Here is a 25,877-nt window from a genome sequence, read left to right on the forward strand (position 1 = left end):
GCTAGAGATTGCGCAGTCGCACGATTTCCTTGTCGAACTCGTCGATGTTCTCGATCGACGACATGTGACCGACGCCCGGCAACACGATTAATCGTTCGAGGTTGCCGGCGTCGTCGAGGACCTGCGCAAGCTTGCGCGCATGGACCGGCGGAGTGAGCCGGTCGAGCGAACCGACGAGCACGGTGGTCGGCACTTCGAGATTGTCGAGTCCCTCGTGAATGTCGAGGGTGCTCAGCGCTGCTCCCCAACCTCCACGGATGCGGGGCTTGCACTCACGAACGATGTTCTCGCAGAACTGAATCTCGGCCTTGGTCGCGTTCGGTGACATCGAGACGTACTGGATCGCCTTCGTCATGGCGCCCGAGGAGACGAACGGAACGGGCGAACTGAGGATGGCGCGGCCCACGGGGACCGGCACGCGAGGGAAACGATTGGGCAGTGGGATGACCGTGGTCTCGGCGATCAACCTTTCGCTCGCGGTGCTCGCGAGCATGACCGCCGACGCGTACTTCTTGACCTCGTCGGGGTGACGACCCGCCCAGGCGATGATGCTCATCCCGCCCATGCTGTGACCGACGATGACGGCCTTCTTGTCCTCACGAACGGTGGCCGCCAGCACTGCAGAGAGATCGTCGGCAAGGACGTCCGGGCCGAGCGGAAGATTGCCGACGGTGCTGCGGCCGTGACCGCGCTGATCGTAGGTGATGACCCGATATTCGCCGGCAAGCGCATTGACCTGCGGGTACCAGAATTCGGTGGAGCACGTCCAGCCGTGACTGAGAACGATCGGATCGCCGTCGACGGGACCGTAAGCCCGGACATTGATGATCGCACCGTCGTCGGTGGTCAGTTCGCTGATGTCAGCTTTGAGAGTCGGAGTCTTCAGGAGTGCATTGGGCTCGACGTCGCTCGACAGAGTCAACCCACGCGTGGATCGCCGATGACGGATCCCAGCGACGGCCGCGACGAGTGCTCCCACTCCGACGGCGCCTGCCAGTACTCGAAGCTCTGTGGTGCGCGAACGACTGGACATGCATTTACCCCTGACTGCTGCTGACGACAGACGGATGCAATCTATGTGTGACTGCCGTTAACCGACACTATCACTCGAACAACGCCCGTTGTCAGCGTTGGAGAGAAGAGTGGGGCAGCACACCATGAGCCGGGAACCACGGCTCGGAATGAGCGGGAGTGCGGCAAACTACCAGCGAGAACCGCCGTGCTGAATGTCGTCCACCCGCGGGCGAACGTCGACGAGATACACGCACACTGCAACGACCGCGATGATGCCCAGGAGCCCGACAGGGGACGTCGCCAAGAGAATCAATGCCGCGACGATCAGAATTCCCAGCCAGATCGGCTTGGTCAATTTGTTGACCGCGGTGAAAGCGTCAGGACGCTGCCTGACGGCATGAACGATCGCGTAGACAGCACCCACCAATGCGAGCACTTTGAGTGCGAGAAAGATCAGACCGACTAGCCCATCGACTTGAGTCACAACTACATCCTAAGTTCTCATCCGGTTCCCGACGAACACGAAGGCTCCCACACTCGGCTGAGCGCGGGAGCCTTCGTCAGGTGGAGCTGGGCAAATCAGGCCTTCTTGGCCGGAGCAGCCTTCTTGGCCGGAGCCGGTGCGGTGGCCTTGGCCGGAGCAGCCTTGGCGGGTGCAGCCTTGGCCGGAGCGGCCTTCTTCGCGGCGGTGGTCGCGCGCTCCTGGACGTCGGAAGCAGCAGCGGTCACGCGAGCGGCAGCTTCCTTGGAAGCCTCGTCAGCCTGGTCACCGAGGTCGAGGACCTTCAGTGCAGCCTCGTCGCCTGCGTCGGCGATCTTCTCACCGGCGTCAGAGATCTTCTCGCCGACCTCTTCTGCGGTGTCGGAGATGCGTCCGGCAGCGCGGCCGGCCAGCTTGGCAGCCTGCTCGCCCACGGCGCGCGTCTGACGAGCAACGGTTCCGAGTGCGTCTTCGGTCAGCTCGACGGCGTCGCCGAGTGCCGACTCTGCAGCAGCGATGCCTTCTTCGACTGCGGGCTGCTTGCGGATGCGCTCGACTGCGTCTTCGCCACGTTCTGCGAGGGAGTTGTACAGATCTCCGGCAACCTTGAGGTATGCCTCGGCGACCTTGCGGAGTTCCTCGGGTGAGAACTTCTCGCGTAGCTCGGCAAGCTCTTCGGGCAGCTCGGACGGCAGGCCGGCGAGACGCTCGCGCAGCGCATCGACACTCTCGGCAACGTCACCCTGGACGGAAGCGAGCTTCTCGCGAGCACCGTCGACACGGCCGTTGACATCGCCCTGGGTGTTCTCGGCGCGCTCACGAACCTGAGCAACTACATCGGCCACGGCCTGGACAACCAGGTCGCCTGCGCCGACGGCGGCGTAGAGCGAGGTCTTGACGCTGTCGATGGCGTTCTTGTCAGTCATCTTGTTCTCCTAGTGAAGTCTCGGTGTCTGGAATTGCGGCCGATTCAGCGAAATCGGGCGCTGCGGCTGGTCTTGACGACTCGTTCTCGCGACAGAACGAGTCGTAGATTTCGAGCAGTACTTGCTTCTGCCGTTCGTTGATGGCCGTCTCGGCCAACACCGCGTCCCTGATGGGACTGTGCGGGCGTTGCTCGAGATATCCCGCTTGGACGTACAGCACTTCTGATGAGACTCGAAGGCCCTTGGCGATTTGCGCCAGTACGTCCGCCGACGGTTTGCGCAATCCGCGTTCGATCTGACTCAGATACGGATTGCTGACGCCGGCGAGTTGAGCGAGTTGGCGCATCGAAACTTGGGCGGCTTCCCGCTGTGCACGAATGAACCCCCCGATGTCGTGTGCCGCAGAGCTGACGACGCGAGCTGCCAAGTCGCTTGCTCCGGCTGCGGCACCGGATGATTCACGATCTCCGTCATCGGAGTTCGTCGACTTCGCTGGCATTGCGTCCTCCCTTTCCAGTGGACATTTCCCAGGATAGGAGAGGGTGCTAACTATTGCAAGCACTACTGCTAGCACTCGTGGTGGACGTCACATACCGGACAGCTCAGCCGAAGATGAGCGTCGAAATCGTGTAGATCAGCAGTCCGGCGATCGAGCCCACAACGGTGCCGTTGATACGGATGAACTGAAGATCTCGACCGACCTGCAACTCGATCTTCTGGCTCGCTTCGTCGGCGTCCCACCGCTCGACGGTGTCACTGATGACTCCAGTGATCTCGTCGGTGTAGTTCTCCGCGATGTACTTGGTGCCCTGCACCAGCCAGCCGTCGACCTTCTCACGCATGGACTCGTCGTCACGCAGCCTGACTCCGAAGCCGGCGACGTTCTCGGCGACCTTGGTCCGCAGGGTGCTGTTCGGATCGTCGACGGACTCCATGATGAGCCGCTTGGCAACCTGCCATGTCGACGACGCCAGACCCGTCACTTCCTCGCGACCCATGATCTCGGCCTTGATCCCCTCGGCCTTCTTGATGGTCTCCGGGTCGTTCTGCAGATCATCGGCGAAGTCGATCAGGAAGCGGTTGGCGGCGAGGCGTACCTCGTGTTCGGGGTTGGAACGGACCTTCCAGGTGAACTCGACGAGTTCCTTGTATATCTTCTCCCCCAGCATGGCGTCGACGAACTTCGGCGACCACGCGGGCGAATCGCGAACGATCACACGATCGATCGTCTCCTGGCTGCCGAGAGCCCACTGATGTGCCCGCTCGGCAAGCAATTCGATGATCGGCAGTTGCTTGTTGTCCTTGAGAAGTTCACCGAGCACTCGGCCGATCGGCGGTCCCCACATGGGCTCGGCCAGACGCTTCACGATCGTGTTGTCGATGATCTGGGCGATGTCCTCGTCGCGAAGAACCTCGACCATGCCGCGCAAGACCGTCGACGTCTCGGCGGCGACGCGAGCGGCGTTGGCAGGTTCGGCCATCCACGTGCCGAGCCGCAGCGGAATCTGCGCCTGCTGCACCTTGGCCGACACAACCTCGGGAGCCAGGAAGTTTTGACCGACGAATGAGCTCAGGCTGGCTCCGAGCTGGTCTTTCTTACGCTTGATGATGGCAGTGTGCGGGATGGGAAGGCCCATCGGATGACGGAAGAGCGCGGTGACGGCAAACCAGTCGGCAAGCGCGCCGACCATGCCTGCCTCGGACGCGGCCCGGACGTACCCGACCCACTCTCCGGCGCCGCGGGATTCCTGCCACCGGCAGAAGATGTAGACCACCGTCGCGAAGCCCAGAAGGCCAGTAGCGAAGACCTTCATCTTGCGAAGGTCCCGACGCTTGGCGGCGTCGTCGAAGGCGGAGAGGCTCAGTTGCTGCACCCTCGCCATTGTGCCGAAAGGTGTGACGCGGCGTAGCGCGAGCGACACGAAGTCCGATTCTGCAGGACCTAATCCCCCGAACTGCGGATGTGAGTGCCCGAGATAAAGGCGCGGACATTAAGCTGGACCGGAAAGTAGACCGATCGGACGTGGCTCGCACCACAGATATGAGATGACTCGTGGCCAAGAATGCCGTGCAGGACAACGAGCAGGTAGACGGCCCAGTCGTTGCTGATGCGAAGCCCGAGAAATCCGACGGTCGGAAGCGTCGTTGGCGTGAGCACAAGATCGCTCGCCGCGAGGAACTCGTCGACGGCACCATCGCCGCCATCCGCGCGCGCGGCCGTGAGATCGGCATGGACGAGATCGCGTCCGAGATCGGTGTCTCCAAGACCGTGCTCTACCGATACTTCGCCGACAAGAGCGACCTCACGACCGCCACGATGATGCGGTACGTCGAGACCATCCTGTCGCCGCGTATCTACGAAGCGATCAGTGGCGATCTCGACGATTTCGAACTCACCCAGGCGAGCATCACCGCATACGTCGAGACGGTGGCATCCGACCCCGACATCTACCTCTACGTCATGGCCAACGGCGCCGGCGCCAACCGCGACGTCGTTGCCGATTCCGAGCGCATGATCGCCGAATTGCTCTCCACGGTGTTGGGCAATCGTCTTCGCGAGATGGAGATGGATTCCGGCGGTTCGCTGCCGTGGGCGTTCGGGATCGTCGGCGGAATTCAGCTCGCGACGCACTGGTGGATCTCCAACAAGTCGATGTCCGCGGAATCGCTGATCGACTACCTCACGATGATGACGTGGGGCGGCATCACCGGCATAGCGGCGGTCAACGGATCACCGGCCAAGTTCAAGTCGGTTCCGCATCCCCTCGTCAAGCCTGCCGAGGACTGACTCGCCCGAGACCGAACTTTCGAGCCGCCGGGCGCGATCCTGTGGCACTCTTTCGGCATGGCACAAGACTCGCTGTGGGAAACACCGGCCGCCAAGACCCTGCGGGCGGAGCCCGGGTTCGAACTCGATCAACTCGATCGCAACAGCACTCCGGGATTCACCGGAAACAAAGCTGACGGCGAACGTCTGCTCGAGGAGCGCGGCGCGGTTCTGTCCGACCTGCAGGAGTTGCTGTACGCCAACGGCCGGTCAGGGGACAGTCGTTCAGTCCTGCTGGTTCTGCAAGGAATGGACACCGCAGGCAAGGGCGGCATGGTCCGACACGTGATCGGTCACGTGGATCCTTCGGGAGTTCAGCACGCGGCCTTCGGCGTCCCGACCGAAGAGGAAAAGCAACATCACTACCTTTGGCGGATCAAGAAGGAACTCCCCCGCGGCGGCTATCTCGGTGTGTTCGATCGCTCCCACTACGAGGACGTCCTGGTAGTGCGCGTCCACGATCTTGTCCCGGAGGATGTCTGGAGCAAGCGCTACGACGAGATCAACCAGTTCGAAAAGGAACTCGTCGACGCCGGAACCACTATCGTGAAAGTCGCGATGTTCGTCTCGCTCGACGAGCAGAAGAAGCGACTCGAAGAACGTCTCGACCGCCCGGACAAGTATTGGAAGTACAACCCCGGCGACGTGACCGAACGCGGTTTGTGGCCTGCATATCAACAGGCGTATCAGGCAATGCTCGACAAGACGTCGACCGAGCACGCGCCGTGGTACGTCGTGCCGTGTGATCGGAAGTGGTACAGCCGCATTGCGGTCACGGAGCTACTGATCGACGCTTTGGAAAAGCTCGATCTCGACTGGCCCCCTGCCGACTTCGACATCGAGGCGGAGAAGGCACGACTCGCACAGTCTTGATCAGAAGCAGGCCTGATCAGAACAGGTGTGGGGATTCGCGGTGCACTTTGTGGTCGTGACGCACAGTACTGGCGTACAGGGCTACCGCGAGGCCGATGCACGCGACGCCGGCGAGGCCGGCGATCAATGCCCAACCACCCTGGCCTGAACCTGCCGCCACCAGAAAACTGCCGAGGCAGACCACTGTGGCCAGCACCAGGAAATACGACGCCCACGCTGCAAAGAGATTGAGCTTCATCGTTCGCTCCTCCGGTCGGATCTCTTTCGTTTCGACCGTACGCCGGAGCATGACGGTCGACAAGACACTGCCGCCTCGAGGTTTCCCGACGTCTACGCCGGGTAGCCGAATTACATGGACATCGGAACTCTTTATCGCGGAATCGAATCCGCTCGCGGACTGGACGGTCCGTCCACTGGCCTCAGGCGCAGAATCCTCGAGATCACGGAGCGATCCGACCGATCGCGCACTGTCGCGGCACTTCTGCGCGGCGCCGCCGTCGGGCATCCCATCCATCCTGCCCTCGTGACCATTCCCGCGGGCGCGTGGACGGCTTCGTTGATCTTCGATGTTCTAGGCGATCCGCAGACTGCACGACGGCTGATCGGGCTCGGATTGGTTTCGACTCCGCCGGCTTTGCTGACGGGATGGCTGGACTGGTCCGAACGTGGCGACGTCGCACGCCGAGTGGGGCTGGTGCACGCGGCGTCGAATGCAGTGGGGATCTGGTCTTTTGCGGCGTCGTACAGGCTACGCGGAAAGGACTCACTCGCGCTGGCGCGAGTGCTGTCGGTGCTGGGGCTCACCGCGGTCGGTGTCGGTGGCGCGCTCGGTGGTCACATCGTTTTCAAGCTAATGGACGATCCGGCCGTCGAGGCTGCAGCGACTCCGGTTCTCGATCCCATCCTGGATGTAGTCAACTGAGCCGATCGGACCTCGATACTGTTCAGGCGTAAGCACTTCCGGAGTAGCTCCGCAGTTCTCGCGCGGTCTCGTCCGAATCCGCCAATGGTCTGTTCATGACCCAGTGTGGGCTGCGCGCGCCCAGTGTCGCGGCAAAATCGGCGACGGCGTCCGGGGTCGGCACTGCGTGTTCGCCCAGATATCCGAGAACGATGAGGTCCTCCCCTGATCTGGTCTCCACGGCCAGGGCCCAACCGCACGTCTCCTCCCACAGCAAAGCCACCTCGCGCCCGGGGAAACGCGGCACAGTTCGGTCCAATGCGATGTAAGCCTCCAGAGGGTGCTCGCGCCTGCAACACCACTGCTCGATGCCGGCCCCCACACCGACCGCCACCCGTTGTACGTACCGCTCGAACCCGAGTCCGACGGTTGCGTCGACCAGCATTTGTTCTGTCATCGAACCTCACTCCTCGCCATCGTGTTTGGAATGTGCCCAGCGCTGACCGCGTCGAAACCCGGTTCAGATCACGGACTCCGGGTATCCCCAGACGAACCGATCAAGTGGAGAGGGGACCCGATGAAGTACTCGCCCGCTATGGCTCCCGGACGAATGCTGAAGATCTCCATGGTGTCGGTGAACGCCGATCCACTCGCACCGGTGGGCTGCTCGGCAGCCGGTGCACAGAACCTGCACGTCGACGAACTGTCTGCCGCCTTGGTTCGTGCCGGACACGACGTCACCGTCTTCACCAGGCGTGCCCACGTCGGTGGGCCGGACCGCGTTCGCGCCCGCGCCGGGTACTCCGTCGACTATCTCGAGGCCGGCCCGACGCAGGCTCTCCCGGATGCCGATATCCTCCCTCACCTTGGAACCTTTGCCAGCATTCTGCGCGCTCAGTGGAGTACCGACCGACCCGATGTGGTGCACTCGCACTTCTGGATGTCCGGTGTGGCAACGGAACTCGCGACCCGATCGCTCGGCATCCCCGTACTTCAGACATTCCATTCCCTGGGATCTGCGGCGCACCGCCACCTCGGAGCAGCCGACGACAGCCCCTCGGAGCGGACTCACCTGGAACCGTTGATCGCCAGGGGCGCAACCCATGTCATCGCGACCAGTTCGGACGAAATCTTCGATCTGGTCCGGCAGGGATCACCACGATCACGGACCACGATGGTGCCCTCGGGCGTGGACACCGAAGCATTCACCCCGGAGGGACCCGCCGCGAAGAAAACCGCACCGCATCGATTGATCTGCGTCGGAAGACTGGTGGAGCAGAAGGGCTTCGATGTTGCCGTCGCCGCGCTGGCTTCGCTGCCGGATACGGAGTTGGTGGTGATCGGCGGGCCACCCGTCGCGCAACTGAGCACCGACGAAGTGGCGATCCGCTTGGTCAAGCTCGCCGAGCGCCTCGGCGTCGCAGATCGAGTCCAATTGTTGGGACGGGTTCCGCACCGCCAACTACCGAAACTGATGCGATCGGCCGACGCCCTCGTGTGCACCCCTCGATACGAACCGTTCGGAATCGCGGCACTGGAAGCAATGGCGTGCGGAGTTCCCGTAGTCGCGACTCCTGTTGGCGGACTGCGGGATACGGTGATCGACGGACTCACCGGGCGTCGGGTCCCGGTCAACAACCCGGTGGAAACCGCGCGCGCAGTCCGCCATCTTCTCGACGACGAGGACGAAGGCGCGGCGTTTGCACGGCAGAGCCGGGCCCGAGCGTGCGAATCGTATTCGTGGGATCACGTCGCCACCGAAGTGGTCCGCACCTACGGCCGCTGCGTCACAGCACCGCCGAGAGCCCGCCAACACAAGGGCACTCACCGAAGTGACGTGCACTGACGCTGACGGGCTCTACGAAACTGAATTTCACGAAGCTTGGACTGAAACTGCGTGATCAAGCGGGGAAACGTCGGGTCTCTTCGAGTCCGATTGCATGATCGAGCGACTCGTAGCAGGCAAACATCGACTCCTGACCAGCTGCTTTGAGCAACCTTTGCACCGGGCGGGCGCAGACGAGCGCGAGTGTGCCGCCCACGTCGCGTGATCGCGTCGACAGGACCGACAGTACGGACAAGCCGCACGTCCCCATGAATTCGAGTTCGGATAGATCGACGACCAGCGTCCGGTCCGCGGCCACGTGGTACGTCAAGAAGTCACGAAAAGCATTGGCGCTCATCAGATCGATCTCACCACGAACTTTGATCACAGCGGTGTGTGCACTGATGCGGTGCGCGTGAAACGATGCGGTCGCTGTCCCGGTCGCGGGAGGTCCGTAGTCTACCGATCCCTTCGCCGCGTTCGTAAAGCCTGAAATAGATGATCCTGGAACAACAGTCATGGTTCTCCCATCCCGCAACGGTTTACACTCTGCAAAAGAGAAGGGACCTCCGAAGGAGACGCACGATGAACGGGTCTCCAGAAATACGGATAAATCCCTCATCGGCTGTGTGCTCAACCTCGGTTTGAAACAGTACGCCAGCATGACGGACGTCACAAGTGCGTTGCGACCATTCGTTTCGGTGTTCCGAACAAAAATGAGGTTTGGTCTGCGGTTCCGCGAGGTAATCCGATGTTGCGATCGCCAACGGTCGTGAGCAGAATCGTGTCGTTTACCCCGGCACCACCATCGACCAAATTTCGTGTTCGGGGGTCACTGTGAAGGTCGGGATGGGTATCGTTCTCGGCACCAGACTTCACCGCGACCCCTGGTACGACGATCCGGAGAACTTATGGCACACCTCAGCGCACTCGAGCCCGATCAGGATCAGACTCAGCCAGTTGTGGAGTTGAGGATTCAAGCGACTCTCGATCAGCTGTCGATTTTGCGTGCACTGGCCGCCACCGTTGCCATTCAGGAAAACTTCGACCTCGACGCCATCGCCGACATCAAACTGGCCATGGACGAAATCTGTACGCATCTGATCGTTCGCGCTGCGCCTGATTCGGTTCTGGTGTGTCGGTTCGTCTTCACGCCCCCGCAATTGCACGTGTCCGTGTCCACGACGACCACGGAGTACGAGGACAGCAGTCAGCGTTCGTTCGGGTGGCACATCCTCACCGAACTCACCGATTCGATTTCGCTCGACCAGGAAGAGAACCTCGGCGGCGTCGGCTACATCACCACCATGAAGTTCACCAAGGCCCTCAGCGGGCGCCTGTGACCGCTTCCGCAGACGGCCCGTCACGCCCGCGTCGGCGGTCCACCGACGAATATCGGGACGTAATACCAGTTTTCGAGGAACTGCGGACCCTCGAGCCCCACAGCCCGGAGTACGAACGAGTGCGCACTGCACTCATCACCAGATGCCTACCGTTGGCCGAGCACATCGCCAGACGATTCGACGGTCGTGGCGAGGCACACGACGATCTGGTTCAGGTGGCGCGTCTCGGTCTGGTCAACGCCGTCGACCGTTTCGATTCCACGCGCGGATCCGATTTCGTCTCCTTCGCAGTTCCCACCGTGATGGGCGAGGTTCGACGACACTTCCGCGACACCGGTTGGGCATTGCGGGTTCCCCGCCGGATGAAGGAGTTGCACTTCCAACTCGGGCAGGCCATCAGCGAGCTGTCACAACAGCTCGGGCACGCGCCGACCGTCGACGAGTTGGCCGAGACGTTGGGGATCGAACGCGAAGAAGTTGCCCAGGCCTTGATCGCCGGCAACGCGTATCAGACGGTCTCGGTCGACGGTGCCGCGTCCAATCACACCGACGATCTCCCGCTCGTGGAAACACTCGGTGACTACGACGCAGCTCTCGAGAACGTCGAGAATCACGAGGCGTTGCGTCCGCTTCTCGACAAGCTGCCCGAGCGAGAGCGGACGGTGTTGATGCTCAGATTCTTCGGAAATCTGACGCAGACACAGATCGCCGAGAAAGTCGGTGTGTCCCAGATGCACGTGTCGAGGTTGCTCGCGAAGACATTGAGTAATCTTCGCGAGCAACTCGACTGAGCTCCGCGAACAATTCGACTGAGCAGGACCGGGCGGGTCAGATCGTTGCGGTGTCGATCACGAATCGGTATCGGACGTCGCTCTTGATCACGCGCTCGTAAGCGTCGTTGATGTCGCTCGCCGGGATCAGTTCGATTTCTGCGCCGATGCCGTGCTCGGCGCAGAAGTCGAGCATCTCCTGTGTCTGCGGGATACCTCCGACCATGGAACCGGCGAGGCTACGACGGTTTGCGGCGAGCGAGAATGCTCGAACTTCGATCGGCTTCTCGGGCAGGCCGAGTTCGACGAGAGTGCCGTTGATGGCAAGCAAGGACATGTAGGCGTCGATGTCGAGGTTGACCGAGACCGTGTTGAGGATCAGGTCGAACTCGCCGCGAAGAGCCTTGAACGTCTCACGGTCGTTGGTCGCGTAGTAGTGATCGGCGCCGAGGCGAAGCCCGTCGTCTTTCTTGCCGAGCGTCTGGCTCAGGACGGTGACTTCCGCTCCGAGCGCCTTGGCGATCTTCACGCCGACGTGCCCGAGGCCGCCGAAACCGATGATGGCGACCTTCTTGCCGGGGCCGGCGTTCCAGTGCCGCAGCGGTGAGTACAAGGTGATGCCCGCGCACAGGAGCGGCGCTGCGACGTCGAGTTCGATGCCCTCCGGGATCGAGAGCACGAAGTGCTCGGTGACGACGATGTGCGTCGAGTAGCCACCCTGAGTGCGCTCGCCGTCGCGGCCGGTGGCGTTGTACGTACCCGTCACACCCTTGCGGCAGTACTGCTCTTCACCGGCGGTGCAGGCGTCGCACTCCCCGCACGAGTCGACGAAGCAGCCGACGCCCACTCGGTCGCCGACCTTGTGCTTGGTGACATCGGACCCCACGGCGGCGACGACGCCGGCGATTTCGTGTCCGGGGACGATCGGGTACTTGGCTCCGCCCCACTCGTTGCGAGCGGTGTGGATGTCGGAATGGCAGATGCCGGCAAATTTGATGTCGATGAGAATGTCCAGTGGACCGAGCTCGCGGCGTTCGACAGTGGTCTTCTCGAGGGGACCGTCAGCGGACGTCGCGGCATAAGCAGCAGCAGTAACCATGCACACATGCCTACCCGTGCATGGAGGGACCTGCAACTCGCAGGCCCCTCCATGACTTGTTCTTTACGTGACTTACCCGGCGTCGCGCTCGGCTTGCTCGGCCCGACGACGCAGGCGCCTCGCGGCCGCAACCATATTGCGCAGCGAAGGCTCGAGTTGCCACGGATGGCGGGTCTTGAGGCCGCCGTCCGGGTTTGCCCACAAGCGATCGAGAGAGATCGATTCGCTTGCCTCAGTGAGCAATTCGTCGAGTTCGTCGATGTCGGGAATCCGAGCCGAGCGAGATTCGTAGACACCGGGGCCGACGCCGTGCGTGAGCGCGCCTTCCTTGAGTGCTTCGAGAACCCACGTGATGGAGCGGGTCGCGACGATAGCCGTCACATCGGCGTCCAACCGTTCGATGGCGTCGACCACCGACGACCGAGCGGAGTACGTCAAATGTGTGTGGATCTGTGTTTCCGGCTTCGCTCCACCTGTTGCCAGACGGAACGCGTCGACGGCCCACTCCAGGTAGGCCTCCCGGCCGTCCTCACGCAGTGGCAGCAGTTCACGAATTGCCGGTTCGTCCACCTGGATGATGGCGATTCCGGCAGCTTCGAGATCCGCGATTTCGTCTCGAATGACAAGTGCCAGTTGCTCTGCCGTTTCGTAGAGCGGCTGATCCTGGCGAACGAACGAACGGGCGATCATGGTGACCGGACCCGTCAGCATGCCCTTGACCGGCTTGTCGGTCAGCGACTGCGCGTACGCAATCCACTCGACCGTCATCGGCTTCGGACGTGCGATGTCGCCGTAGAGGATCGGCGGACGCGTGCACCGAGATCCGTAGGCCTGAACCCAACCGTTGTGCGTGAAGGCATAGCCCTCGAGCAGTTCGGCGAAGTACTGGACCATGTCGTTGCGCTCGTGCTCGCCGTGCACGAAAACATCGAGACCGATGTCCTCTTGCAGACGGATTGTGCGCTCGATCTCTTCCTGGATGCGCTTGTAGTAGTCGTCCCACTCCAAACGCCCCTGGCCGAGTTCGTAACGAGCCTGGCGAATCGCGTCGGTCTGCGGGAACGAACCCAGTGTCTGGGCCGGCACCAACGGCAGATTCAACCGTTCCTGCTGAGCCTTACGACGCTCCTCGTACGGTGCACGCACACGATCTTCGGGCTTGATCGCGTTCACCCGAGCACGGACAGCGTGCTTGAGCTTGAAGTGCACCTTCGTCGGACGCTTACGCCACTTGTCCGAAGGACCTTCGGTGAGCGCCTTCGCCAGTGAGACGACTTCGCCGACCTTCTGCTTCGCAAAAGCCAGACGGTCTGCGACGTCTCCCGGAATGTCGTACTCGGAGAGCACGTCGTACGGCACGTGCAGCAGCGACGACGACGTGGAGACGACGAGGTCAGGCACAACGTCTTTGAGTTCGTTCAGGTACGTCAAGGTGTTGAACCTGTCGACGCGCCAGACGTTGCGACCGTCGACGACGCCCGCGTAGATGCGCTTGCGCTTGATGTTCGGCACCGCGGCCAGTTCCTCGGCCGTGATCTTGCCGTGCACCAGGTCCAGACCGAAGGCTTCGATCTTGGTGGGCGCCAAGATGTTGAGGGCTTCGCCGAACTTGCCGTACGGACCCGTCACCAACAGGCGCGGGCGCAGCGGGGCCGTCGAAAGCTTCTCGTACGCACGTCCCAGAGCGGCTAGCTCCTCGGGGGTGCGGTCCTCGGTGACCGAAGGCTCGTCCAACTGAACACAGGTCGCACCGGCCTTGGCGAGCTGCTCGAAGAGCTTCTCGTACTCGGGCAGGAGCGCGTCCAACAGGTCGAGCGGGGTGAAGTTCGGATCGGACTTCTCGGTGGCAGGTCCGACCTTCGAAAGCAGAAGCAGCGAGACGGGCCCCATGATGACGGGGCGCAATTCGATGCCGCGCGCCTTCGCACGTTCGAACTCGTCGAGAAGTGCATCCGAGTTGAGCGAGAACACAGTGTTCGCGTCGATCTCGGGCTGACGGTAGTAGTAGTTCGTACCGAAGAAGCGCACCAGCTCGAGAGGCGGGAAGTCCGGGCGGCCGCGGGCCATCGTGAAGTAGAAATCGAGCGGCTCGAGGGCGCCCTCGAGCGGCTTGAACCGCTCCGGCACTGCGCCGAAGAGCAGCGCATTGTCGAGCACGTGATCGTAGAAGGAGAAGGTGTTGCCGGGAACCTGGCTCAATCCCGTCGCAGCCAATTCGCTCCAGGTCGATTCCTGGAGTTCCTTGGCGACCGCGAGAAGTGCGTCCTTGTCCGAAGTGCCGTGCCAGTAGGACTCGAGGGCGCGCTTGAGCTCACGGCGCGGCCCGATGCGCGGATACCCCAGGACGCTGGAGCCGAATGCTGCAGTGCTGCTGGACATGCGGTCGACCTTTCTAACCGAGGGGCGCGAGCGCCCTGTGCGCCTTTGTGGTAGCCGGAACTACCAGAAAGGCGCACAGGGGCGTTGGGCCTTAGCTTGCCTGCTTGGTGGAGCGACCGTTGTCGGCGTATTCGTAGAAGCCCGCGCCGGACTTCTTGCCGGTCAAGCCGGCTTCGACCATACGCAGGAGCAGCGGCGGAGCGGAGTACAGCGGCTCCTTGAACTCTTCGTACATGGAGTCGGCGATGGACTTGACGGTGTCGAGTCCGACCAGGTCCGTCAGAGCCAGCGGACCCATGGGGTGCGCGAGGCCGAGAACCGTTGCCTTGTCGATGTCTTCCTTGGTCGCGAAGCCCGACTCGACCATGCGGATCGCCGAGAGCAGGTACGGCACCAGGAGTGCGTTGACGACGAAGCCGGAGCGGTCGGCACTGCGGACGACCTGCTTGCCGAGGATGTCGCTGGCAAAAGCCTCGGCGCGCTGCGAGACGGAGGCACTGGTCTTGAGCGTCGTCACCAATTCGACGAGCGGCAGAACCGGAACCGGGTTGAAGAAGTGCATGCCGATGACTCGCTCGGGACGCTTGGTCGAGATGCCGAGCTTCATGATCGGGATCGACGACGTGTTGGACGCGAGAACCGCATCCGGGTCCGTCACGACCGCGTCGAGCTCGGCGAAGATTTCGCTCTTGATCTTCTCGTCTTCGACGACGGCCTCCACGACGAGCTGGCGGTCCGCGAAATCTCCCAGATCGGAGGTGAAACGCAGACGCCATGCGGCCTGCTCACGCTCACGTTCTGTGATCTTTCCGCTGCTCACGCCGCGGTCGAGCGAACGCAGGATGCGTGAACGCCCGGCTGCTGCAAGCTCGCGAGTCTGCTCGAAGACCAGAACATCGACATGTGCGCGGGCGCACACCTCGGCGATTCCGGCACCCATGATTCCGGCGCCGATAACGCCGACGCGCTGAATTTTTTCGCTGGTCACGTCAGCTCCTTGTTTGTCTCGTGGAGTTTGTCTGGTGAAGGTGTTGCAAAACAAGCACTTCGAACTGCGTCGACGCTGGTGGCCGACGCAATCGGAACTGCCTTGAAGACGAGAGAAAGTAGTGCGGTGATACAAGCAGGGGAGAGACCCGAAGCCGAGCCTCTCCCCCACCCGAAGTCAGTTCTTAGTGGAACTGTCCCTCTTCGGTGGAGCCCTTGAGAGCTGCCGTCGAGGTGTTGGGGTCAACGGTGGTGGCGATGGTGTCGAAGTAGCCGGCGCCAACCTCACGCTGGTGCTTGATGGCGGTGAAGCCACGCTCTTCGGCAGCCTTGAACTCGCGCTCCTGCAGGTCGACGAATGCCGTCATGCCTTCGCGGGCGTAGCCGTAGGCAAGGTCGAACATGCCGTAGTTGAGCGAGTGGAAGCCGGCCAGCGTGATGAACTGGAACTTGAAGCCCATTGCGCCGAGCTCCTTCTGGAACTTCGCGATGGTCGCGTCGTCCAGGTGCGCCTTCCAGTTGAAGGAAGGGGAGCAGTTGTAGGCCAGGAGCTGGTCCGGGAATTCGCTGCGAACGGACTCGGCGAACTTCTTTGCAACCTCGAGATCCGGCACGCCGGTCTCCATCCAGATGAGGTCTGCGTACGGTGCGTAAGCCTTGGCGCGAGCGATGCAGGGCTCGATGCCGTTCTTGACGCCGTAGAAGCCTTCAGCCGTGCGGGTTCCGTCGAGGAACGGGCGGTCGCGCTCGTCCACGTCGGAGGTGATGAGGGTTGCAGCCTCAGCGTCGGTGCGGGCGATGATGACGGACGGAACGTCCGCAACGTCGGAAGCCAGGCGAGCCGAGGTCAGGGTGCGGATGTGCTGCTGCGTGGGGATGAGCACCTTGCCGCCGAGGTGGCCGCACTTCTTCTCCGAAGCGAGCTGATCCTCCCAGTGGACACCGGCAGCGCCGGCGCCGATCATGGCCTTCTGCAGCTCGTAAGCGTTGAGAGCGCCACCGAAGCCGGCTTCGGCGTCGGCGACGATCGGAGCGAGCCAGTTGCTGACGGAGGTGTCACCCTCGGTCTTGGCGATCTCGTCGGCGCGCAGCAGTGCGTTGTTGATGCGACGGACGACGGTCGGAACCGAGTTGGCCGGGTAGAGGCTCTGGTCCGGGTACGTGTGGCCCGAGAGGTTCGCATCGCCGGCAACCTGCCAACCGGAGAGGTAGATGGCCTTCAGGCCGGCGCGAACCTGCTGCACAGCCATGTTGCCGGTAAGTGCACCGAGGGAGTTGATGTAGTCCTCGTTGTTCACGAGATCCCACAGGATCTCGGATCCGCGACGAGCGAGGGTCTGCTCCTCGACGACGGTGCCCTGGAGCTTGACGACCTGATCGGCCGTGTAGTTACGAGTAACGCCCTTCCAGCGAGGGTTGGTGTCCCAATCCTGCTGGAGCTCAGCTGCGGTCTTCGGGGTGCCGGTGGTCGACATCAAGACTCCATCTCTTTGATCTGCTGGTCCGGCCTGTTGTGAGCAGTACGTGCGTACTACTTCACATACTTGCCAGGCCCTTCTTGTGTACTTACCGAGAATGGCACATCGAAAAAGTGCCGTCTACCTGTTGCTAATGCCAATCTTCGCTACCTTTTCAACACACTTTGCTAAGTCTGTGAAGATTCCTACGCGGCTGGTACTACCCAATCGGACAGGTTCCGTACTGGCGAGTAGGAAAGAAACCGCAGGCTGTGAACGAAATGCACTCAACTCCGCCGCTTGCGAATTCCGGCAGTTCGCACGCCACTCGGAACAGGCCCGTCCGCTACTTCGGAGCCAACTTCACTACCCGCGAGTGACCGCAATCACTCCTCGGCAACAGCCTTCGCTAGGACAATTCCGGGATCTACCCCTGGGAAAGCCGGAGACAACCCGTTCGCCGGCCATATGCTGTCGAACCATGACTTGTCGTTCGACGCCCCCGACCGGGCGATAAAGCGGTGCCCGACAACTATCAGCGGCCACCGAACAACCAGGCATGGTCGCAATCCGGTCCACAGCCGCCGCAGTTGGGCTACCGAGCCGCGCCGCAGTCGTATCCCCCGCCCCAGGGATTCCCGCCTGCACCGCCACGTGGAAATCCGCCGCCGCGTCGGCCCGGCTGGGTGATTCCGGTATCCGTAATCGGAGTCATCACTGTGTTGGCTCTCTTCGGCGGGCTTGCCTGGGTCCTCTGGCCGAAGGACGTCCCCAACTCGGCCGCCGGTGGCGCCGCCCACACCACCATCAGCGCCGCGAACACACCCGGCACCACGACAACCGCTCCCAGCACGACATCCCCGACGACCACACGCGCCGCGAACTTCCCGGCCGGTGCGTCCGCCTGCCCCGGCGGGCAGCCGGCCGGAAGTTACAAGGAGTCCGCGACAAGTGGGGGCAAAACTTCATGTGAGTTTGCCGAGGCGGTTCGGATCGCCTACGGGAACTCCGGTGCAACCGGTGCATCCAGCACCGTGTCCGCACGTAGTCCGGTGAACGGCAAGGAGTACACGATGGCATGCAAGGCGACCTCCGGCATCGTCACCTGTACCGGCGGAGACAACGCGGTTGTGTACTTGCGCTGACGGGCGCAATTGCGGCATCGGCAACCCGGTGCGTGTCGTTCCAGTGTCGCACTTACGGATCCTCCGATAGCGTGACCGCATGCCTCTGTACGAGTTTCGCTGTACCGGCTGCGGCCCGCTCGAGCGGTCGTTCGCGATGGCCGAAGTGCCCCAGTCGATTACTTGCCCCCAGTGCAGTCTCGAGTCCAAGCGGGTGGTCTCGTCTCCCCGGTTGAGTCACGCGTCGTCGGCCGCGATGGGTCTACTGGACAGCACTGCTCGATCGGCTCACGAGCCTGCCGTGGTCAGTGGGTCGCTACCCGGCCGCGGCCGGCAATCTGCCCCGACGACGTCCAATCCGTTGCACCGCAAGCTACCTCGCCCCTGAGCGTCCTCACCGCGCGTCCTCGCCATGAGGCCCGATCCGACACGAAAGTCCTGCCGCCACGAGTTTTCCGTTTCTTCGAGAATGAGGAGTGCATATGCCTGAACTGCTGTTTCCACTCGATTCCGCCAAGAAATTCACCGACCAGGCAATCGTCGGCCACAATCGGTGGCACCCGGACATCCCAGCGGCGGTGACGGTGAAACCCGGTGATGCGTTTCGTGTCCATTGCCGCGAATGGTTCGACGGCGCAATACACAACGACGACTCGGCCGACGACATTCTCAATGCACCACTGACCACGGTCCACACGCTGTCCGGCCCCTTTGCCGTCGAAGGCGCGAAGCCCGGCGACCTCTTGATCGTCGACATCTTGGATATCGGGCCTATCCCCCAAGAAGATTCGGGTCCGTTGGCCGGCCAAGGCTGGGGGTACACGGGCATCTTCCCTCGGAACAACGGCGGCGGCTTCCTCACCGAACAGTTCCCCGATGCGTACAAAGCCGTCTGGGATTTCTCCGGCCAAACGGCGACGTCGCGTCACATTCCGCACGTCTCGTTCACGGGCATCGTCCACCCGGGACTCATGGGCACGGCTCCGTCGGCAGCCTTGCTCGCCAAGTGGAATGCCCGCGAGGGCGCCCTCATTGCCACCGATCCCAATCGGGTTCCCCCGCTTGCACTTCCGCCCGAGCCCCGCGATGCAGTACTGGGAACCTTGACCGGTGACGAGTACACACGCGTGGCCGGCGAGGCGGCGCGCACCGCTCCCCCTCGCGAGAACGGTGGAAACCAGGACATCAAGAACCTCACCAAGGGCAGCCGAATCTTCTATCCGGTATTCGTGGACGGTGCGAATCTGTCGGTCGGCGATCTTCACTTCTCCCAGGGCGACGGAGAGATCACTTTCTGCGGTGCCATCGAGATGGGCGGCTTCATCGATCTTCGTGTGGACATCATCAAGGGCGGAATGGATACCTACGGTGTTTCCGAGAACGCCATCTTCATGCCGGGCAACACGGATCCGCAGTATTCCGAGTGGCTTGCGTTCTCGGGCACTTCCGTCACGTTGGACGGCGAACAGAAGTACCTGGATTCACATCTGTCCTACCAGCGTGCGTGCCTGCATGCGATCGAGTACCTGACCAAGTTCGGGTACGCGCCAGAGCAGGCGTACCTGCTACTCGGCGCGGCGCCGATCGAGGGCCGCCTGTCGGGTGTCGTGGATATCCCCAACTCGTGTTCGACGGTCTATCTCCCGACTGCGATCTTCGACTTCCCCCTTGCACCCTCGTCGAGCGGGCCGTTCCAGATCGATCCCGGAATCGGCGCCCCGCGTTCGGAGAACAGGGTCTAGGCCTCCGGCCCCGTGAGTGGTTAGGGAGTGCCGAGGCTCCTCAACCACTCACGGGGGCGGAGCCCCTGTGCGAAGACTGCGAACCCACCTTTGCGAAGCCGGACTGTCACTCGTATCCTGGGAAAATGTCGAAAACCTTTGTCGGTGTCCGGCTCCGCCAACTGCGGACCGAGCGCGGGTTGAGTCAGGCTTCGCTGGCCAAGACGCTCGAGATCTCGGCAAGCTATCTCAATCAGATCGAGCACGACGTCCGGCCACTCACCGTGCCGGTGCTCCTGCGAATCAGTGAAGTCTTCGGCGTCGACACCACCTTCTTCTCCCCGCAGGACGACACACGCCTGATCGCGGAAATGCGTGAAGTTGCCCTCGATCAGGAGATGGGTATCGACGCCGACGCCCACGAAATCGCGGAGATGGTCTCCACACACCCGGGCCTGGCCAAGGCGATGGTGAACATGCATCGCCGCTTCCGGAACACGACGGCCCAGCTCGCCGCAGCCACGGAGGACCGATTTTCCGACGGCAGCGGCAGCGGTTCGATCACCATGCCGCACGAGGAAGTGCGCGACTACTTCTATCAGCGACAGAACTACATCCACGATCTCGACACCGCGGCCGAAGAACTCACTGCCCGGATGCGCTTTCACCGTGGCGACGTCGCCGGCGAGATCGCCAGACGCCTCGAGTCCGTCCATGACGTGCAGATCGTTCGACGAGTCGACTTGGGCGAGAACATACTTCATCGCTACGACCCGGACACCAGGGTCCTGGAAATTTCCGCACGACTCTCCGGCGGGCAACAGGTCTTCAAGTTCGCGACAGAACTCGCATACCTCGAGCATGGCGACCTGCTCGACTCGTTGGTGGCCGAGGGCAACTTCACCAGCGAAGCGTCGGTTTCCCTGGCGAAGCTTGGTTTGGCCAACTATTTCGCCGCGGCCACCGTGCTGCCCTACAGCCAGTTTCACGAGGTTGCCGAGGACTTCCGGTACGACATCGAGCGCATGTCTGCCTTCTATTCCGCGAGCTACGAGACGATCTGCCACCGCCTCTCGACCCTGCAGCGCCCCAAACTTCGCGGGGTTCCGTTCATGTTCGTGCGTGTCGATCGTGCCGGAAACATGTCGAAGCGTCAGTCCGCCACCGGATTCCACTTCTCCACCAGCGGCGGTACGTGCCCGCTGTGGAACGTCTACGAGACGTTCTCATATCCGGGCAAGATCATGCCTCAGATCGCGCAGATGCCCGACGGTCGTCGATACCTCTGGGTTGCGCGCACGGTCGAACGTCGAGCGGCTCGATACGGACAGCCCGCAAAGATCTTCGCCATCGGATTGGGATGCGAGATTCGACACGCCCACCGACTCGTCTACAGCGACGGTCTGGATCTGGACGAGTCGAATCCGGGAACGCCGATCGGCTCGGGCTGCCGTGTCTGCGAACGCCTCAATTGTCCGCAGCGTGCCTTCCCTCCGCTGGGTAAAGACCTCGACATCAGCGAGCACCGGAGTTCGATTTCGCCGTACGTGATTCGCTGACCGTGGTCGCGTACGAACGCGACTGTGCGATCGAACGCGACCATCCCGTCCACGGTGTCGAGGTCGAACTGATATTCGTGGTCGAGTGCAGGCTCGTGATCGTCCGGGTAGAACAGTGCATCGACCTCGACGCCCAGATCGGCGAGCCGTTCTGCCATGGGTTTCGACTGGCTGGCGGTCAGTGGGTCGACATTTCCGCCGGTGATGAACGTCGCTGGAAAGTCCGAGGTCACATGACCCAGTGTCGACATCTGACGCACTGCAGTCGACCCGTCGAAGTCCCTCGTTCCGAGGTACCCCCACAGCGATTGCTTGTCGACGCCCCAACCGAAGTACTTCCCCTGTGACAGCAGCGGTTTCAGATCGAAGACCCCACAGTCGAGGACAACTCCGCGTATCTGCTCGGGACGTAATGCCGGCTCCACACCCATTTCCGACGCGTAGTCAGGGCTGGTCATGACGGTCGCCAACTGACTGGACAACTGCGCGCCTGCCGAATCTCCGGCAAGAAAGAGGTTGTTCGAATCGACATGCAACCTGTCCGCATTGCTCACGATGAATCGATACGCGTCGTTAAGCTGATTCACTGCGGTGGGGTAATACGCGTCCGGCCCCAGTGAATAGTCCACCGAAATCACAGTGAACCCTTGATCGGCCAGTAGTTTGAAGTAACCGTCGGTGTCGGTTTTCGAACCCGCTATCCAGCCGCCGCCGTGCACCCAGACCACCGTCGGTAGCGCCGAAGTGGACTCCGACGGGTAGTAGACGTCGAGTTGTGCATCGTCGTCGCCTTCGCGGTACGACTGATCGAGGACCGAGACGATTCCTGATGGTGCATGTCTGTCGAGTTGTGCGTGTGTCGCTTCGGAGCCACCCGCTGACATCCACCGTACGACGAGAACTCCTGGCCACGGACTGACGAGTGCCGCGGTTACCCCGGACAGCAGAATGACGACGAATACCGCCGCGGTTCCGACAATGCGCCTTCGCCGTCTGTCGGGGGAAGACGCGCGCACAACAACTCCTGGGGTCGGATCGGATTCACCCAGGCTAGACCAAAAGGACTAGTTGAGAATTCCCTGGCAACGCACCCGCGGAGCTTTGTCCAAAATGACCATTTTCGCAGTGGTTCACCACAATCCGACATTTAGCCGGTATGAGCCTCGAGAAACTGAACCGTGCGATCGAGTGCAGTGAGACCGTCGGCATTGTCCAGATCGAACTGATACTCGTGACCGAGCGCCGGAACGTGATCGGCCGGATAGAACAGTGTGTCGACCGCAACTCCCAACCCGGTCAATTTGTCAGCCATCGGTTTCGACTGAGAATCCGTCAACGGATCGGCGTTGCCGCCGCTGATGTAGGCAGGCGGAAATCGATCGGTGACGTGGTTCAAGGTCGACATCTGATCCGCTGCGTCGGTACTCATGAAGTCACGCACGCCGGTATACGCCCAGAGGGACCGGTCAACTCCCCAACCGATGATGCCGGGTCCGCCGACCATGTTCCCGACGTCGTAGATTCCACAGTTCAGGATTACTCCACGTAACTGATCCGGCCGCAGCGACGGGACCACGCCCACACGGTTCGCATAGGCGGGATCAGTGATGAGAGTGGCGAGCTGACTCGAGAGTTGCGCTCCCGCAGAATCACCGGCCAGAACGACCGTCGTCGGATCAACATGCAGCCGTTCCGCATTCGCGACGACGTACGCGTGAGCGTCGTTGAGCTGCCGCACTGCCGTCGGATAGTGGTGCTCAGGTCCGAGTGAGTAGTCCAGGGACACAACTGTGTAGCCACGCGAGGCCAGCAACTCGTAGTACGGCGCGTAGTTGGACTTGCTTCCCGAGATCCAGGCACCGCCATGAGTCCAGATCACCGTAGGCAATGCGGTCGTCGTCGCTGCGGGAAAGTAGACATCCAGGTATGCGTCGTCGTCATCGGCGCGGTACTGCTGGTCCTTGATCGAGTCGACGCCTTCGGGCGCGTGCTTCTCGAGCGCCTCGGTGACTTTCACCGCATCACGATCGAAGACCCATCGCACGGTGAGTGCGCCAGGTCTCGGGCTCAGAACGAAGGCCAGAACCACGGCTCCGACCAGAACGAACACAATTGCCAGAGCCCACAGCAAGCGCCTGCGCCACCGATGCGGTGAAGGGTTCGTCATCGGGTTTCCTTCACTCTCGGCACAATGTCCGGATCAGCGTAACGCGAAGCCGGTACCGCCAAGTGCGATCAGCCGAGTTCAGCGATCCGCCTCTGCGCGAGTGCCTTGACTTCACCCTTGGCTACTTTGCCGCCTGCCGCCATCGGCAATTCGGCGACCGTCATCACGTACTCGGGTATGTACTCGCGGGTCACTCCTCGGCTCTGCAGCCAGGCGGTCAGATCCTCCGAACTCAGATCGTCATCGGCGGACACGACGACCGCACAGACCTTCTCACCGAACAGCGGATCGTCGACCCCGACCACGGCGACCAACTCCACCGAAGGGTGCGCGCGCACGTACTCCTCGACTTCGACCGCGGAGATGTTCTTGCCGCCACGAATGATGATGTCGGCTTTGCGCCCGACCACACGCACCCGTCCTGTCTCGTCGATCTCGACGATGTCGCCGAGAAGCATCCAACCGTCATCGGTGTACAACTCGTCGTTCGCATCGGTGTCCCCCCAATAGCCCTGACACATCAGCGGTCCGTTCACCCCAGGCTGACCGCGGCGGACGGAGCCGGTCATTTCCTTTGCCGCATCGTCGAATACACGAACTTGCATGCGATCGATGACGTGGCCGCACGTCTTCAGTCGGGTGTCGGAATCGTCCGAAACCGTCGTCACCGAGACGGCGCCGGTTTCGTTCGATCCGTAGAACTGCAGGACAGCCGCTCCGGTACGTTGTTCGAATGCCAGCGCCTCCGAATAGGGCACGGCTTCACCACCGGTGAACATGAAACGAAGTGACGAGAGATCGGCCGATTCCGCGGCCTCCGAACGCAACAGCATCTTGAATTGTGTACTCACACAATTCAAAGCAGTCACCCGTTCGCGCTCGATCAACTCGATCATCACCGAAACGTCGAAGCGTTCCATGACGACATTGCGAGCACCGAGTAGTGCCGGCAGGAAATGCGAAGTCCAGAGGCCGAATCCGAAAGGTGCTGGAACCGCGCCGAGGAACACCTCATCCGAACCGATCGCCGCCGCCTCGGCGGCAATCTCGGAGAAACCAACCCAACGATCCTCGGTTTGTGTGACCAGTTTGGGTAGGCCCGTTGTGCCGGAGGTCGAGTTCAGCATCGAAACGGCTGACGTGACAAAACACGGACTGGGTGCGGGGAACTGCTTTAGCTCGACCGGCAACGAGGTGAGTTCGCCGTTCGCGCTCACGCGTTCGAAACTCACGTCGGCGCGTTCGTCGGCGAAGACGACGTCCAGTCCGGGATGCTCTGCCCGCAGACTCGCCACGAGTTCGGCGGTATCGACGCCGCGCAGCGTGCGAGTGGTGACGAGTACGGAGGCTTCCGAGCGGGCGATCAGATGAGAGATCTCGCGAATGCCCGAGCGCGAACCGATTCCGACGGCGACGCGGCCGGTACGAAATGCTGCGCAGAGAGCCGCATGGAATACAGCGGTGTCGGGGAGCAACACGGCTACATGTCCGTATCCCTCACCAGCTAGATCCAGCGCCGACGCGATCGCATCGGCAGCCGCGTCGTACTGCTTCCACGACACCCTCGATTCCGGAGTGACAAAGGCGGTTTCGTCCGGGATGGTCTCAGACCAATGCCTGACCATTTCGCTGATGCTGACGCCGGCGAAGCGGTCCGGATTCGTGGCGAATTCACCGACGGTGAAGTCGAGTGTCTTCGTTTCAAGCATGATCGTCGATCATCTCCCGTCGGCGCTGAGGACGCCCATCGATTGTTTGTACGCGTTGTCCAGTGTCGCTTCGGAATCGCATTCGCGGACGAGTTCGCCGCGCTGCATGACATATCCGCGGTCGACAACCGATTTCAGTGCAGTAAGTGCCGGTTCCGTCACGATGACGGTCACACCCTCGGCGGCCAGACCCCCGACCAATGCTCGCAGCTCCGCGACGATTTTCGGTGCCAGTCCTGTCATCATCTCGTCGAGGAGCAACACCTTCGGGGTTTCCAGAAGGGCCCGCCCCAGAACCAACATCTGCTGCTCACCACCGCTGAGGACCCCGGCATAACTCTCCGAGCGTTCACGCAGGATCGGGAACCTCTCGAAAGCTGTTTCCACGGCTTCGGCTTTCAATCCCAGCAGGTCTGCGCCGACGCGTAGGTTCTCGCGAACGGACATTCGCATGAACAGTTGCCTGCCTTGGGGAACGTAGGCAAATCCGCTGCGGACACGATCCAGTGCCGATAATTTCTGGATCTCTCGACCATCGAATTTGATTGTCCCGGTGGCGGGAACCGAGCCGTAGATGGATCCCGCCAAGCTGGTCTTGCCCGCACCGTTCGGCCCGACGATCGCTGTCACTTCACCGGCGGGGGCGACAAGGGAGACTTCCCGGACGGCGACAGCGGATCCGTATCGAACTGTGACTCTGTCGAGTTCGAGCATG

At 62.0% G+C, this 25,877-nt stretch carries 25 protein-coding genes and 1 pseudogene; 10 read left to right on the forward strand and 16 right to left on the reverse strand.

The genetic code is table 11. The features are described from left to right. Position 1: 1 nt before the first annotated feature. From ABH939_RS18275 to ABH939_RS18295, 5 genes are all read right to left on the reverse strand, one after another. The gene (locus ABH939_RS18275; RefSeq protein ID WP_021333908.1) at positions 2-1,033 is read right to left on the reverse strand and encodes an alpha/beta fold hydrolase; all 1,032 of its coding nucleotides are present in this window, start codon (positions 1,031-1,033) and stop codon (positions 2-4) included. 168 nt (positions 1,034-1,201) lie between these two features. After that, positions 1,202-1,498, reverse strand: a complete 297-nt coding sequence (locus tag ABH939_RS18280) for a DUF2516 family protein (protein ID WP_003941505.1) — start codon at positions 1,496-1,498, stop codon at positions 1,202-1,204. A gap of 95 nt (positions 1,499-1,593) precedes the next feature. Next, positions 1,594-2,421, reverse strand: coding sequence for a heparin-binding hemagglutinin (locus ABH939_RS18285; protein WP_003941552.1), 828 nt, complete (start codon positions 2,419-2,421; stop codon positions 1,594-1,596). Beyond that, positions 2,414-2,920: a helix-turn-helix domain-containing protein gene (locus ABH939_RS18290; protein ID WP_003941483.1), complete on the reverse strand. Its 507-nt coding sequence runs from the start codon at positions 2,918-2,920 to the stop codon at positions 2,414-2,416. Before ABH939_RS18290 ends, ABH939_RS18285 begins: the two co-directional genes overlap by 8 nt. 103 nt (positions 2,921-3,023) lie before the next feature. Beyond that, positions 3,024-4,304, reverse strand: coding sequence for a DUF445 domain-containing protein (locus tag ABH939_RS18295; protein WP_020968906.1), 1,281 nt, complete (start codon positions 4,302-4,304; stop codon positions 3,024-3,026). Between the two features lie 170 nt (positions 4,305-4,474). Here ABH939_RS18295 and ABH939_RS18300 point away from each other — a divergent pair, with 170 nt between their 5' ends. Together ABH939_RS18300 and ABH939_RS18305 are read left to right on the forward strand one after the other, a co-directional pair. After that, positions 4,475-5,209: a TetR/AcrR family transcriptional regulator gene (locus tag ABH939_RS18300; protein ID WP_003941527.1), complete on the forward strand. Its 735-nt coding sequence runs from the start codon at positions 4,475-4,477 to the stop codon at positions 5,207-5,209. A 57-nt stretch (positions 5,210-5,266) separates the two neighbouring features. After that, complete coding sequence (locus tag ABH939_RS18305) at positions 5,267-6,121, forward strand: polyphosphate kinase 2 family protein (protein ID WP_054827968.1); 855 nt, start codon at positions 5,267-5,269, stop codon at positions 6,119-6,121. Between the two features lie 16 nt (positions 6,122-6,137). On the opposite strand, the gene ABH939_RS18310 is transcribed toward ABH939_RS18305, so the two are convergent. Then, complete coding sequence (locus tag ABH939_RS18310) at positions 6,138-6,359, reverse strand: hypothetical protein (RefSeq protein WP_039973486.1); 222 nt, start codon at positions 6,357-6,359, stop codon at positions 6,138-6,140. A gap of 114 nt (positions 6,360-6,473) precedes the next feature. Between ABH939_RS18310 and ABH939_RS18315 the strand changes: the two genes are divergently transcribed. Continuing rightward, a complete protein-coding gene (locus ABH939_RS18315; protein WP_007735369.1) occupies positions 6,474-7,043 on the forward strand; it encodes a DUF2231 domain-containing protein in 570 nt (189 codons plus the stop codon). A 22-nt stretch (positions 7,044-7,065) separates the two neighbouring features. On the opposite strand, the gene ABH939_RS18320 is transcribed toward ABH939_RS18315, so the two are convergent. Continuing rightward, complete coding sequence (locus ABH939_RS18320; protein WP_063314786.1) at positions 7,066-7,479, reverse strand: DUF6292 family protein; 414 nt, start codon at positions 7,477-7,479, stop codon at positions 7,066-7,068. Positions 7,480-7,599: 120 nt separating this feature from the next. On the opposite strand from ABH939_RS18320, the gene ABH939_RS18325 reads away from it, so the two are divergent. Further along, on the forward strand, positions 7,600-8,868 hold the full coding sequence (locus ABH939_RS18325; protein ID WP_404649925.1) for a glycosyltransferase: 1,269 nt from the start codon (positions 7,600-7,602) through the stop codon (positions 8,866-8,868). A 55-nt stretch (positions 8,869-8,923) separates the two neighbouring features. Here ABH939_RS18325 and ABH939_RS18330 read toward each other — a convergent pair whose 3' ends face one another. Further along, positions 8,924-9,511, reverse strand: coding sequence for an STAS domain-containing protein (locus ABH939_RS18330; RefSeq protein WP_308216553.1), 588 nt, complete (start codon positions 9,509-9,511; stop codon positions 8,924-8,926). Positions 9,512-9,758: 247 nt separating this feature from the next. On the opposite strand from ABH939_RS18330, the gene ABH939_RS18335 reads away from it, so the two are divergent. Further along, positions 9,759-10,190: an ATP-binding protein gene (locus ABH939_RS18335; protein WP_003941553.1), complete on the forward strand. Its 432-nt coding sequence runs from the start codon at positions 9,759-9,761 to the stop codon at positions 10,188-10,190. Next, positions 10,187-10,981, forward strand: coding sequence for an RNA polymerase sigma factor SigF (locus ABH939_RS18340; RefSeq protein ID WP_003941515.1), 795 nt, complete (start codon positions 10,187-10,189; stop codon positions 10,979-10,981). Before ABH939_RS18335 ends, ABH939_RS18340 begins: the two co-directional genes overlap by 4 nt. Positions 10,982-11,018: 37 nt before the next feature. On the opposite strand, the gene ABH939_RS18345 is transcribed toward ABH939_RS18340, so the two are convergent. The 4 genes from ABH939_RS18345 to aceA form a co-directional block, all read right to left on the reverse strand. Then, the gene (locus tag ABH939_RS18345) at positions 11,019-12,059 is read right to left on the reverse strand and encodes an NAD(P)-dependent alcohol dehydrogenase (RefSeq protein WP_003941488.1); all 1,041 of its coding nucleotides are present in this window, start codon (positions 12,057-12,059) and stop codon (positions 11,019-11,021) included. Positions 12,060-12,131: 72 nt separating this feature from the next. Next, a complete protein-coding gene (gene metE / locus ABH939_RS18350) occupies positions 12,132-14,438 on the reverse strand; it encodes a 5-methyltetrahydropteroyltriglutamate--homocysteine S-methyltransferase (protein ID WP_003941510.1) in 2,307 nt (768 codons plus the stop codon). A gap of 91 nt (positions 14,439-14,529) precedes the next feature. Continuing rightward, positions 14,530-15,426 (reverse strand): 3-hydroxybutyryl-CoA dehydrogenase, encoded by an 897-nt coding sequence (locus tag ABH939_RS18355; protein WP_003941541.1) that lies wholly within the window; start codon positions 15,424-15,426, stop codon positions 14,530-14,532. A gap of 184 nt (positions 15,427-15,610) precedes the next feature. Beyond that, entirely contained in the window at positions 15,611-16,900 is a 1,290-nt protein-coding gene (gene aceA, locus ABH939_RS18360; protein WP_003941533.1) for an isocitrate lyase, read from the reverse strand. A 503-nt stretch (positions 16,901-17,403) separates the two neighbouring features. Here aceA and ABH939_RS18365 point away from each other — a divergent pair. The 4 genes from ABH939_RS18365 (at position 17,404) to ramB (ending at position 21,286) form a co-directional block, all read left to right on the forward strand. Then, positions 17,404-18,027 carry a serine/threonine protein kinase gene (locus tag ABH939_RS18365; protein WP_404649926.1) on the forward strand — a complete coding sequence of 208 codons (624 nt, stop codon included), beginning with the start codon at positions 17,404-17,406 and terminating at the stop codon, positions 18,025-18,027. A gap of 79 nt (positions 18,028-18,106) precedes the next feature. Beyond that, entirely contained in the window at positions 18,107-18,394 is a 288-nt protein-coding gene (locus ABH939_RS18370) for an FmdB family zinc ribbon protein (protein ID WP_037129638.1), read from the forward strand. 94 nt (positions 18,395-18,488) lie between these two features. Beyond that, a complete protein-coding gene (fmdA, locus tag ABH939_RS18375) occupies positions 18,489-19,748 on the forward strand; it encodes a formamidase (protein WP_042923284.1) in 1,260 nt (419 codons plus the stop codon). 125 nt (positions 19,749-19,873) lie between these two features. Further along, a complete protein-coding gene (gene ramB / locus ABH939_RS18380; protein WP_003941547.1) occupies positions 19,874-21,286 on the forward strand; it encodes an acetate metabolism transcriptional regulator RamB in 1,413 nt (470 codons plus the stop codon). Between the two features lie 2 nt (positions 21,287-21,288). Here the strand turns inward: ramB and ABH939_RS18385 are convergent. The 4 genes and pseudogenes from ABH939_RS18385 to ABH939_RS18400 form a co-directional block, all read right to left on the reverse strand. Next, positions 21,289-22,302, reverse strand: a pseudogene (locus tag ABH939_RS18385) (alpha/beta hydrolase); the annotation flags it as partial. A 131-nt stretch (positions 22,303-22,433) separates the two neighbouring features. Further along, positions 22,434-23,453, reverse strand: coding sequence for an alpha/beta hydrolase (locus tag ABH939_RS18390; RefSeq protein WP_042923295.1), 1,020 nt, complete (start codon positions 23,451-23,453; stop codon positions 22,434-22,436). 68 nt (positions 23,454-23,521) lie between these two features. After that, the gene (locus ABH939_RS18395; RefSeq protein WP_404649927.1) at positions 23,522-25,162 is read right to left on the reverse strand and encodes a class I adenylate-forming enzyme family protein; all 1,641 of its coding nucleotides are present in this window, start codon (positions 25,160-25,162) and stop codon (positions 23,522-23,524) included. Positions 25,163-25,171: 9 nt separating this feature from the next. Beyond that, positions 25,172-25,876: an ABC transporter ATP-binding protein gene (locus tag ABH939_RS18400; protein WP_210378194.1), complete on the reverse strand. Its 705-nt coding sequence runs from the start codon at positions 25,874-25,876 to the stop codon at positions 25,172-25,174. Position 25,877: the final 1 nt, after the last annotated feature.

The organism is Rhodococcus sp. 27YEA6, from assembly GCF_044908235.1.
Lineage (GTDB): Bacteria > Actinomycetota > Actinomycetes > Mycobacteriales > Mycobacteriaceae > Rhodococcus_F > Rhodococcus_F qingshengii.

Bases quoted from the DNA above. Each gene is read 5' to 3' on its own strand.
- fmdA (WP_042923284.1), top strand. From the start codon at position 18,489: ATGCCTGAACTGCTGTTTCCACTCGATTCCGCCAAGAAATTCACCGAC.
- ABH939_RS18305 (WP_054827968.1), top strand. From the start codon at position 5,267: ATGGCACAAGACTCGCTGTGGGAAACACCGGCCGCCAAGACCCTGCGG.
- ABH939_RS18275 (WP_021333908.1), bottom strand. From the start codon at position 1,033: ATGTCCAGTCGTTCGCGCACCACAGAGCTTCGAGTACTGGCAGGCGCC.
- ABH939_RS18295 (WP_020968906.1), bottom strand. From the start codon at position 4,304: ATGGCGAGGGTGCAGCAACTGAGCCTCTCCGCCTTCGACGACGCCGCC.
- aceA (WP_003941533.1), bottom strand. From the start codon at position 16,900: ATGTCGACCACCGGCACCCCGAAGACCGCAGCTGAGCTCCAGCAGGAT.
- ABH939_RS18290 (WP_003941483.1), bottom strand. From the start codon at position 2,920: ATGCCAGCGAAGTCGACGAACTCCGATGACGGAGATCGTGAATCATCC.
- metE (WP_003941510.1), bottom strand. From the start codon at position 14,438: ATGTCCAGCAGCACTGCAGCATTCGGCTCCAGCGTCCTGGGGTATCCG.
- ABH939_RS18310 (WP_039973486.1), bottom strand. From the start codon at position 6,359: ATGAAGCTCAATCTCTTTGCAGCGTGGGCGTCGTATTTCCTGGTGCTG.
- ABH939_RS18395 (WP_404649927.1), bottom strand. From the start codon at position 25,162: ATGCTTGAAACGAAGACACTCGACTTCACCGTCGGTGAATTCGCCACG.
- ABH939_RS18320 (WP_063314786.1), bottom strand. From the start codon at position 7,479: ATGACAGAACAAATGCTGGTCGACGCAACCGTCGGACTCGGGTTCGAG.
- ABH939_RS18345 (WP_003941488.1), bottom strand. From the start codon at position 12,059: ATGGTTACTGCTGCTGCTTATGCCGCGACGTCCGCTGACGGTCCCCTC.
- ABH939_RS18325 (WP_404649925.1), top strand. From the start codon at position 7,600: ATGAAGTACTCGCCCGCTATGGCTCCCGGACGAATGCTGAAGATCTCC.
- ABH939_RS18370 (WP_037129638.1), top strand. From the start codon at position 18,107: ATGCCTCTGTACGAGTTTCGCTGTACCGGCTGCGGCCCGCTCGAGCGG.
- ABH939_RS18390 (WP_042923295.1), bottom strand. From the start codon at position 23,453: ATGACGAACCCTTCACCGCATCGGTGGCGCAGGCGCTTGCTGTGGGCT.
- ramB (WP_003941547.1), top strand. From the start codon at position 19,874: ATGTCGAAAACCTTTGTCGGTGTCCGGCTCCGCCAACTGCGGACCGAG.
- ABH939_RS18285 (WP_003941552.1), bottom strand. From the start codon at position 2,421: ATGACTGACAAGAACGCCATCGACAGCGTCAAGACCTCGCTCTACGCC.
- ABH939_RS18400 (WP_210378194.1), bottom strand. From the start codon at position 25,876: ATGCTCGAACTCGACAGAGTCACAGTTCGATACGGATCCGCTGTCGCC.
- ABH939_RS18315 (WP_007735369.1), top strand. From the start codon at position 6,474: ATGGACATCGGAACTCTTTATCGCGGAATCGAATCCGCTCGCGGACTG.
- ABH939_RS18330 (WP_308216553.1), bottom strand. From the start codon at position 9,511: ATGCTGGCGTACTGTTTCAAACCGAGGTTGAGCACACAGCCGATGAGG.
- ABH939_RS18335 (WP_003941553.1), top strand. From the start codon at position 9,759: ATGGCACACCTCAGCGCACTCGAGCCCGATCAGGATCAGACTCAGCCA.